Annotated in this window: 10 protein-coding genes; 7 read left to right on the forward strand and 3 right to left on the reverse strand. The window is 72.4% G+C overall.

Annotated features, from left to right (window positions below):
- Positions 1 to 25: 25 nt before the first annotated feature.
- The 3 genes from ACFWFI_RS37525 (at position 26) to ACFWFI_RS37535 (ending at position 2,510) form a co-directional block, all read left to right on the forward strand.
- Entirely contained in the window at positions 26 to 1,285 is a 1,260-nt protein-coding gene (locus tag ACFWFI_RS37525) for a sensor histidine kinase (RefSeq protein WP_387399436.1), read from the forward strand.
- Positions 1,282 to 1,914: a response regulator gene (locus ACFWFI_RS37530; RefSeq protein ID WP_387399415.1), complete on the forward strand. Its 633-nt coding sequence runs from the start codon at positions 1,282 to 1,284 to the stop codon at positions 1,912 to 1,914. The genes ACFWFI_RS37525 and ACFWFI_RS37530 overlap by 4 nt, the downstream gene beginning before the upstream one ends.
- Before the next feature lie 98 nt (positions 1,915 to 2,012).
- Entirely contained in the window at positions 2,013 to 2,510 is a 498-nt protein-coding gene (locus ACFWFI_RS37535) for a hypothetical protein (RefSeq protein ID WP_387399418.1), read from the forward strand.
- Between the two features lie 37 nt (positions 2,511 to 2,547).
- Here ACFWFI_RS37535 and ACFWFI_RS37540 read toward each other — a convergent pair whose 3' ends face one another.
- Positions 2,548 to 3,255, reverse strand: a complete 708-nt coding sequence (locus tag ACFWFI_RS37540) for a pentapeptide repeat-containing protein (protein WP_387399420.1) — start codon at positions 3,253 to 3,255, stop codon at positions 2,548 to 2,550.
- 97 nt (positions 3,256 to 3,352) lie between these two features.
- Between ACFWFI_RS37540 and ACFWFI_RS37545 the strand changes: the two genes are divergently transcribed.
- Both ACFWFI_RS37545 and ACFWFI_RS37550 read left to right on the forward strand, forming a co-directional pair.
- Positions 3,353 to 4,549: an NAD(P)-binding protein gene (locus ACFWFI_RS37545; protein WP_387399423.1), complete on the forward strand. Its 1,197-nt coding sequence runs from the start codon at positions 3,353 to 3,355 to the stop codon at positions 4,547 to 4,549.
- A gap of 79 nt (positions 4,550 to 4,628) precedes the next feature.
- Positions 4,629 to 5,618 carry a zinc-binding dehydrogenase gene (locus ACFWFI_RS37550; RefSeq protein ID WP_387399425.1) on the forward strand — a complete coding sequence of 330 codons (990 nt, stop codon included), beginning with the start codon at positions 4,629 to 4,631 and terminating at the stop codon, positions 5,616 to 5,618.
- Between the two features lie 7 nt (positions 5,619 to 5,625).
- Here the strand turns inward: ACFWFI_RS37550 and ACFWFI_RS37555 are convergent, their stop codons facing one another.
- Both ACFWFI_RS37555 and ACFWFI_RS37560 read right to left on the reverse strand, forming a co-directional pair.
- The gene (locus ACFWFI_RS37555) at positions 5,626 to 6,102 is read right to left on the reverse strand and encodes a GNAT family N-acetyltransferase (RefSeq protein ID WP_387399428.1); all 477 of its coding nucleotides are present in this window, start codon (positions 6,100 to 6,102) and stop codon (positions 5,626 to 5,628) included.
- 37 nt (positions 6,103 to 6,139) lie between these two features.
- Positions 6,140 to 7,051, reverse strand: coding sequence for an aminoglycoside phosphotransferase family protein (locus ACFWFI_RS37560; protein WP_387399431.1), 912 nt, complete (start codon positions 7,049 to 7,051; stop codon positions 6,140 to 6,142).
- Between the two features lie 63 nt (positions 7,052 to 7,114).
- On the opposite strand from ACFWFI_RS37560, the gene ACFWFI_RS37565 reads away from it, so the two are divergent.
- Positions 7,115 to 8,524, forward strand: coding sequence for an NAD(P)/FAD-dependent oxidoreductase (locus ACFWFI_RS37565; RefSeq protein WP_387399434.1), 1,410 nt, complete (start codon positions 7,115 to 7,117; stop codon positions 8,522 to 8,524).
- 67 nt (positions 8,525 to 8,591) lie between these two features.
- On the forward strand, positions 8,592 to 8,764 hold a 173-nt coding region (locus ACFWFI_RS37570; RefSeq protein WP_387399438.1), incomplete at its 3' end, for a transposase.

Here is an 8,764-nt window from a genome sequence, read left to right on the forward strand (position 1 = left end):
GGACGCGGCCGACCGTGCGGGCGCTGTGGACCGCGCGGGCGCGGCGGGTGACCCGGATGCGCGGTGGCTGGCCCTCCTCATGCACGCCGCGTTCTTCCTGCTGCTCGGCGCCTCGCTCGCGCGCTTCCTGATGCGCCACCCCGGCGAGACCCGTACCCCGTGGATCATCGGGCTGTCGGCCGTCCTCGCCGTGCTGTACCTCCTCGGCCCGGTGCTCGGCTCCCGCCCCACACCCCGCCGGCTGACCTGGCTCGGCGCCCTCGTCGTGGTGTGGATGGTCCTGGTCGTCCTCGCCCCGAGCTTCGCGTGGTGCGCCGTCCCGCTCTTCTACACGGGCCTGCGGATCCTGCCACCGCGCGCCGCCCTGGCACTCGTCGCCCTCCTCACCGTGTTCGTCGTCGCCGCACAGCTGCGGCTCGCCACGGGCTTCGACCCGAATCTCGTCCTGGCCCCGCCCGCCGTCGCAGCCGTCGCCACCGCGGTCTTCGTCCACATGCAGCGCCAGGCCGTACGCCAACGGGACCTGGCCGCACGCCAACGCGAGCTGATCGACGACCTGCTCCACACCCGGCGGGAACTGGCCGCCACCGAACGCCGGGAAGGGACCCTCGCCGAACGCCAACGACTGTCCATGGAGATCCACGACACCCTGGCCCAGGGCCTCTCCAGCCAGCAGATGCTGCTCCAGGCGGCCGACCGCTCCTGGGACACCGACCCGGCCACCGCCCGCCGCCACGTCCTCACGGCGACCGGCATCGCGGAGCGCAATCTCGCCGAGGCGCGCCGCTTCGTGCACGACCTCGCCCCGGCCGACCTGGCGGAGGGCGGCGGGCTGGAGGCGGCACTGCACGCGCTCGCCGCCCGGGAGACCGCCCAGGCACGCGGCGACCTCACCGTCCGCTGCCATGTGGAAGGCGCCCCGGCCGCCGCGCTTCCCGACCGTGTGCAGTCGGCACTGCTACGGATCGCGCAGGGTGCCCTCGCGAACATCACCGAGCACGCGGGGGCCACCGTCGCCGCACTGACCCTGACCCACCTCGGTGACCGCGTCGTCCTCGACATCGCCGACAACGGCCGCGGCTTCAGCCCCGGCCGGCCTGTTCCCCGCCCGCCCGAGGGCGTACGCGGCCACGGGCTGCCTGCGATGAGGGCCCGGGTCCAGCAGCTCGGCGGCACGCTGACCGTCGAATCGGCACCCGGCGAAGGCACCGTCCTGTCAGCCGCCGTGCCCCTGCCCCACGCCGCCGCCCCACCCTCTCCCCCCGCTCCGGAGGAACGCCCATGACTCCGCCCGTACGGATCCTGCTCTGCGACGACCACGCCGTCGTACGGGCCGGGCTGCTCGCCCTCCTCGGGGGCGAACCCGACATCGAGGTCGTGGGCGAGGCGGGCAGCGGCGAGGAGGCCGTCGCCCTCGCCACCCGGCTCGGCCCCGACGTCGTCCTGATGGACCTCCAGCTGGGCCCCGGGATCGACGGCGTCGAAGCCACCCGCCGCATCGCCGCCACCGGGGCCGGGGCTGTGCACGTCCTCGTCCTCACCACGTACGACACCGACGCCGACATCACCCGCGCCATCGAGGCGGGCGCCACCGGCTACCTGCTGAAGGCCGAACGCCCGGAGGAGCTCTTCGCCGCGATCCGCGCCGCCGCGCAGGGCCGCACCACGCTCTCCCCGCCGGTCGCCAGCCGTGTCATGGCCCGGATGCGCAGCCCCCGGCCCACCCTGACCGAACGCGAACTCGACATCCTGGGACAGCTGTCACAGGGCCTCGGCAACCGTGACATCGCGCGAGCCCTCTTCATCAGCGAGGCCACCGTCAAGACCCACCTGGGCCGGATCTACGAGAAGCTCGGCGTGGACACCCGGGCCGGAGCGGTCGCCGTCGCCAAGGAACAACGACTGCTCCCTTAGGACGGCGCGGGGAGGTCGCACGACACGAACGGGCCACGGCCCGCGCCCGTGCCTGCCGCCCGGCGCGGGGCGCTCACGCGGCATGACACCATCGAACCGTGCTCGACATCGGCTATTCCCTCTCCCGGCGCTTCCCGGACCCCCCGCAGACCGACTACCGCCGCGCGGACGTCCACGCCCTGCGGCACGACCTGTTCTCCGGGGACGTCTACCTCGCCGACACCAAGGCCGACCGCGAAGTATCCACAGCCTGGGGATGGGTCCCCGTCCTCGACTTCGCCTGGGCACTCTGCGACATCGTCGAGCAGATCGACCGCGACCCCCGGGGCAACCGCTCGCACCGCCAGCAGTACGCCGAGCTCGACTTCACCGAGTCGTCCGACCGCATGCTCTTCGAACGACGCTTCGGCTGGGTGGACGTCGAAGCCGACTGGATGCCCGGCGACGAACCCCCGCTCACCTTCAACCACTCCCTGCTTCGCCGCGAGGCCCGCGATTTCCTGCACGACCTGATCGCCGACCTGGCCGACATGCACGAAGGCCTCGCCGACAACCCCATCATCTGGGACCTCCAGGCCCGCTTCCCCCGCCTCTGACGGCGCCCGGAGGCGGGGCGGCCCGAGTGGTGCCCGCCTACGCCTCGACCCGGACCCCGATCTGCGCGGCGAACGCCGGAGCCAGCTCCATCAGCTGGGAAGGGCTGATCACCGCCCCCGCCAGCCGCTCCACACCCCGCGCGATGTCGAGCTCGGCGACCGTCCTCAGATCCACGGACTCCATCCGCACGGAACTGAAGTCGGCACGCTTCAGCACACAGTCCCGGAACTCCACCCGCACCAGCTGCGCCTCCGCGAAATCCGGCTCCGAGAGCACACACCCCTCGAACACGACGTCCTTCAGCCGTGCCTTGCGCAGATTCAGGTAATCGATCTTCCCGCCCCGCACGAGCACCCGCTCCAGCACCGCACCGTGCAGCTGCACCCCGCCCAGCCGCGCGTCCAGGACCTCCACGTCCCTCAGCGACGCCCCCGCGAGATCGGTGCCCACACCCCGCACACCCGTCAGCACCGAGTCGATGAACCTGGCCCGCACCAGCTCCGCACGGTCCAGAGCACAACCACGCAGCTCGCAGTCCATGAACCGCGCTCCGGGACCCGACGCGTCCGCCAGATCCGTCCCCTCGAACCGCACACCGTCGTAATCCCCGTCGGGCTCCAGGCCCTCCCCGTCGAACTCCACGAGAGACGGCAGCCGGACCTCCGGCCGCCGCGCCCGGGCCACCCCGTCCTTCGCGCCCGCGCCCCTGCTGCTCCTGTTGCCTGTACGTGCCATGCCCCCCATCGTGACGCACACCACTGACACCGCCCGGCCCGGTGTCACAGAACCGGCCGGCCGAACCGTCATCACCGCAGAAGCGCCCACCGCGAGGAGACCAGCCATGCAGCGCATCCACATCATCGGCGGCGGCCTCGCCGGACTGACCGCCGCCATCACCGCCGCCGAATCCCGGGCCCAGGTCACCCTCCACGAGGCCCACCACACCCTCGGCGGACGGGCCAGGACCGCTGAAGGCCCCTACCTCACCAACGAGGGACCGCACGCCCTCTACCGCCGAGGACCGCACTGGACCTGGCTCGAACAGCGAGGACTCCTCGGCCCGTTCGCCTCCGTACCGCCCCTCGAAGGCGCCCGCTTCCTCTTCCACCGCGACGGCGCCCTGCGCAGGACCCCGCCCCTCGCCATGCTGCGCCTCGCCCGCCGCAGCCCCCGCCGGGCCCCCGTCGACGCCGACTTCCTCAGCTGGGCCACCGGCCAGGTCGGTGAGGAGGGCGCCCGCGCGGCAGCCCACTACATGGGCGTGGCCCTCTTCCACCACGACCCCGGCTCGCTCTCCGCCGTCTTCGTCCAGGAACGGCTGCGCCGCGCCACCGCACTGCCGCCCGAGGCCCGCTACCCCGTCGGCGGCTGGGCGCAACTCGTCGACCGGATGGCCGCCCGGGCGTGGAATCTCGGCGTACGCATCGAGACCGCCGAACGCATCGGCCCCGATGACCTGGCCGGACTCCGGCGCAGCGGACCGGTGATCGTCGCCACCCATCTGGACTCCGCCCGCACCCTCCTGGAGGACCCCGCCCTCACCTGGGACAGCGGCCGGACCGCCCTGCTCGACCTGGCCCTGCGGACCCGCCGCGGAGACCCGTTCATCGTCTCCGACCTCGACGCCCCCGGCTGGATCGAACGGTTCACCGCCCAGGACCCCACCCTCGCCCCGTCGGGCGAACAGCTCGTCCAGGCCCAGATCCCCCTCGCCCCCGGCACCCCCCGCGCCGACGCCCTCCGCCGCGCCGAGGACCTGCTCGACCTCGGCTTCCCCGGCTGGCGCGACCGCACCACCTGGCGTCGCGACGCACTCGCCTCCGGCCGCACCGGCGCCGTCGACAAACCCGGCACGACCTGGCGCGACCGGCCCGCCGTCGACCGCGGCGACGGGATCCTGCTCGCGGGCGACCAGGTCGCCGCCCCGGGGCTCCTCAGCGAGGTCGCGTTCAACAGCGGCATCGAAGCGGCGGTCCTGGCGGTGCGGCTCCTCGGCGGTACGGCACCGGACGTCCCCCGCAGGGCAGGAACCCCTTGACCTCAAGCGCACCTGAGGTCGGAGGGTGGTGAGCACCAGCCACCGGCCGCCACGCCGCCGCCACCCGGGGAGCCCCGCCATGCACGCCATCCGCCTCCACGCCTTCGGTCCCGCGGAGAACCTCGTCCACGAACGGACCGAGGACCCCGTCCCCGCCCCCGGCCAGGTCCGGGTCGCCGTCGCCGCGGCCGGCGTACACCTCCTGGACACCCACCTGCGCGAAGGCAGACCCGGCCCCTACCGGACCACCGCCACCCGACTGCCGACCGTCCCTGGCCGCGAGATCGCGGGCACCGTCGAATCCCTCGGGGAAGGCACCGACCCCGACTGGCTCGGCCGCGAAGTCGTCGCCCACATCGGCACGGCCCCCGGCGGCTACGCAGAACTGACCGTCGTCGACGCCGAGAAACTCCACCCGATCCCCACCGGTCTCGACCCGGCCGAAGCCGTCGCCATGATCGGCACGGGCCGCACCACCCTGGGAATCCTGGGCTTCACCGACCTCGGCCCCGGATCGGTCGCCGTCGTCACCGCCGCGGCCGGCGGCATCGGCACACTCCTCGTCCAGTACGCCAAGAACGCCGGAGCCACCGTCATCGGCCTGGCGGGCGGACCCGCCAAAACCGCCCGCGTCACCAAGAACGGAGCCGACCTCGCCGTCGACTACACCCTCCCCGACTGGCCGCGCCACGTCCGCTCCCACCTCGAAGCCCTCGGCCGCCACGCCACCGTCGTCTTCGACTCGGTCGGCGGGATCACCGCCCGCGCCGCCCTCGACCTGCTCGGCCCGGGCGGCGAACACCTCGTCTACGGCGGATCCGGCGGCCACACGCTCTCCCTCAGCGAAGAGGAACAGACCGAGCGCGACATCACGTCCCGAAGCGTCCTGGGCCCCGCGATGATCGAAAAAGGAGGCGGCATGAGAGCCCTGGAAACCCGCTCCCTGGCCGAAGCGGCGGCAGGCCGCCTGCGCCCCGCCGTCCAGCGCTTCCCGCTCGCCGAAGCGGCGGCCGCACACCGCGCACTGGAAACCCGCGGCACGGTGGGCAAGGTCGTCCTCATCCCGTAGGGCCCGCTCAGGCCGCTCCGAGGTCCGCCAGCGCCCCGTCCGTCAGCCGGTACACCGTCCACTCGTCCTGGGGACGCGCACCCAGCGACTCGTAGAACGCGATGGACGGAGCGTTCCAGTCCAGCACCGACCACTCCAGGCGCCCGTAACCGCGCTCCACACAGATCCGCGCCAGCTCCGTCAGCAGCGCCTTCCCGTAACCACCGCCACGCCGCTCGGGGCGCACGTACAGATCCTCCAGATACACACCGTGCACCCCACGCCACGTAGAGAAATTGAGGAACCACAGCGCGAACCCGACCACCTCGCCGTCGTCGTCCGACACCGCGACATGCGCGTACGCGGCAGGCCGCTCACCGAACAGTGCCTCACGCAACTGCTCCTCGGTTGCGTTCGCCTCGTCGAGCGCCTTCTCGTACTCGGCGAGCTCACGGACCATGGCATGGATCGCGGGGACATCTTCGGAGGTGGCTGTACGAATCATGGGGGCAGCCTAAACAGCCGGCCCGCCCCCGTGCCCCTCAGTCCCGCCCCAGCAACTGCCGGGCGATCTCCGCATGGAGCGGCCACAGCCGCGGCGTCCCCCGCCGGATCCCCCACAGCGCGTTCTGCAGCACCCGACCCAGCGTCCACGCCCGCGCACGCTCCCGGTCCAGCCCCAGCACCCCGGACAGCAGATCGAACCTCCACAGCACCTCGGACGCCTCGAACCTGTTGTCCAGCGCCGGAAAAAGCTCGAACCCCGGATCACCGCACAGCGGCTTCGGATCCAGCGCCACCCACTCCCCGGCCCGGCCCTCCTCCGCGCGCCCCGCCAGGATGTTGTCGTAGTGCAGGTCCCAGTGCAGCAACCGGTCCCCCGTCTCCCCCACCACCTCCCGCACCGCTGCCGCACAGTCCAGCAGCAACCGCCGCTCGTCCACATCCGTCAGCCCGGCCACGGCCACGGGCGCCTCCTCCAGCATCCGCACAGCCGCGTCCTCCAGCCGCCGCATCCCCGACGGAGCCGGCACACGCACCAACTGGGCCAACAACTCCGCGAGCACCCGCACCGCCACCCGCGCATCCGCCACTCCGGTCAACGGGCGCCGCTCGTCCAGCCGCTCCAGCAACATCGCCCCCGTCGCCACGTCATGCCCCAGCAGGCCCACCACCCTCGCGCCCGCCGCACCCCACACCCGCAACGCGACCGGCTCCCCCGCCGTCTCCGCATCCACCATCTGAAGCTTCAGCGCCGCCCTACGGCCATCCGCCTCCCGCACCACCGGAAGCACCAGCGCGCACATCCCGCTCATCGAGGCCCCGTCGAGCCGCAGCCCCCACTCCTCCAGGAACCTCCCGGCCAGCCCCGGCAGCGCGTCCGCGAACGCCCGCCCTGCCGCACCGCTGTGGTCACGCAGATTCACGACCAGGTCATCCGGAACGTCGATCACACTGCGACCCTAGAGGTAACGTCCCTCCAGCGACTGGGCTGCACACGGACAAGCAGGGGACACATGAGCACCGTCAGTACCGTCAACGGCGGCATATCGTTCTGGTACGCGAGCGAAGGCACCCCCACCCCACGCGAACCCCTGCCCGGCGACACCAGCGCCGACGTCTGCATCGTCGGCGGCGGCTACACCGGGCTCTGGACGGCGTACTACCTCAAGAAGGCCGTCCCCTTCCTCAACATCACCGTCCTGGAAGCCAAGTTCTGCGGCTACGGCGCCTCCGGCCGCAACGGCGGCTGGCTCTACAACGGCATCGCAGGCCGCGACCGCTACGCCAGGCTGCACGGCCACGACGCCGCGGTCCGCCTCCAGAAGGCCATGAACGACACCGTCGGCGAGGTCATCCGCATCGCCGACGACGAGGGCATCGACGCCGACATCCACCACGGCGGCGTCCTCGAAGTCGCCCACACCCCCTCCCAGCTCGCCCGCCTCAAGGACTTCCACTCCGTGGAAATCGCCTTCGGCGAGACCGACCGCGTCCTGCGCGGCGCCCGCGAGACCGCCGAACGCATCCGCGTCTCCGGAGCCGTCGGCTCCAGCTGGACCCCGCACGGCGCACGCCTGCACCCCGCCAAGCTGGCCAAGGGCCTCGCCGACACCGTGGAAGCCCTCGGCGTCACGATCCACGAATCGACCCCCGTCACCGAGATCAGGCCCAAGCACGCCGTCACCCCGTACGGCACCGTCCGCGCCCCCTATGTGCTGCGCTGCACCGAGGGCTTCACCGCGGGCCTCAAGGGCCACAGGCGCACCTGGCTCCCCATGAACTCCTCGATGATCGTCACCGAGCCACTGCCCAAAGCCCTCTGGGACACCATCGGCTGGGACGGCCGCGAAACCCTCGGCGACATGGCCCACGCCTACATGTACGCCCAGCGCACCGCCGACGACCGCATCGCCCTCGGCGGCCGCGGCGTCCCCTACCGCTACGGCTCGGCCGCCGCCAACGTGAACGGAACATCCCGCACGCACCCCGCGACCATCGAGGCCCTGCGCGACCTGCTCGTCCGCTTCTTCCCCACCACCGCGGGCACCCGCATCGACCACGCCTGGTCCGGCGTCCTCGGCGTCCCCCGCGACTGGTGCGCCACCGTCACCCTGGACCGCAGCACCGGCCTCGGCTGGGCCGGCGGCTACGTCGGCTCCGGCGTCGCCACCGCCAACCTCGCGGCCCGCACCCTGCGCGACCTGATCCAGCAGGACTCCGGCCAGGCAGGCCCCACCGACCTGACCGCCCTTCCCTGGGTCAACCACAAGGTCCGCCGCTGGGAACCCGAACCCTTCCGCTGGCTCGGCGTACACGCCCTCTACGCCGCCTACCGCACGGCGGACCGCCGCGAGGCCGCCTCGTCACGGGCCGACACAGACCGGATCGCGAAGGCGGCGGACCGTATCTCAGGACGCCACTGACCAGACCGGAGGCCCGCCCCAGGCCGCGTATCGAAAGTGGATCTTGGGCTGTAAATGATCACGGCCCATGGGTCGGGGAGATCTCACGGACGAGCAGTGGGCGGTGTTGGAGCCGTTGTTGCCGAAGGGCACGAGGGCGGGCCGGCTGCCCGTCTGGCCTCGGCGGCGGTTGATCGACGGCATACGGTTCCGGGTCCGTTTATGGTCTGTGGCATGTCTGCTGTCCGTGAGCCCGCTCTC

Source organism: Streptomyces sp. NPDC060209, assembly GCF_042728155.1.
Lineage (GTDB): Bacteria > Actinomycetota > Actinomycetes > Streptomycetales > Streptomycetaceae > Streptomyces.

Bases quoted from the DNA above. Each gene is read 5' to 3' on its own strand.
- ACFWFI_RS37550 (WP_387399425.1), top strand. From the start codon at position 4,629: ATGCACGCCATCCGCCTCCACGCCTTCGGTCCCGCGGAGAACCTCGTC.
- ACFWFI_RS37540 (WP_387399420.1), bottom strand. From the start codon at position 3,255: ATGGGGGGCATGGCACGTACAGGCAACAGGAGCAGCAGGGGCGCGGGC.
- ACFWFI_RS37545 (WP_387399423.1), top strand. From the start codon at position 3,353: ATGCAGCGCATCCACATCATCGGCGGCGGCCTCGCCGGACTGACCGCC.
- ACFWFI_RS37565 (WP_387399434.1), top strand. From the start codon at position 7,115: ATGAGCACCGTCAGTACCGTCAACGGCGGCATATCGTTCTGGTACGCG.
- ACFWFI_RS37530 (WP_387399415.1), top strand. From the start codon at position 1,282: ATGACTCCGCCCGTACGGATCCTGCTCTGCGACGACCACGCCGTCGTA.
- ACFWFI_RS37555 (WP_387399428.1), bottom strand. From the start codon at position 6,102: ATGATTCGTACAGCCACCTCCGAAGATGTCCCCGCGATCCATGCCATG.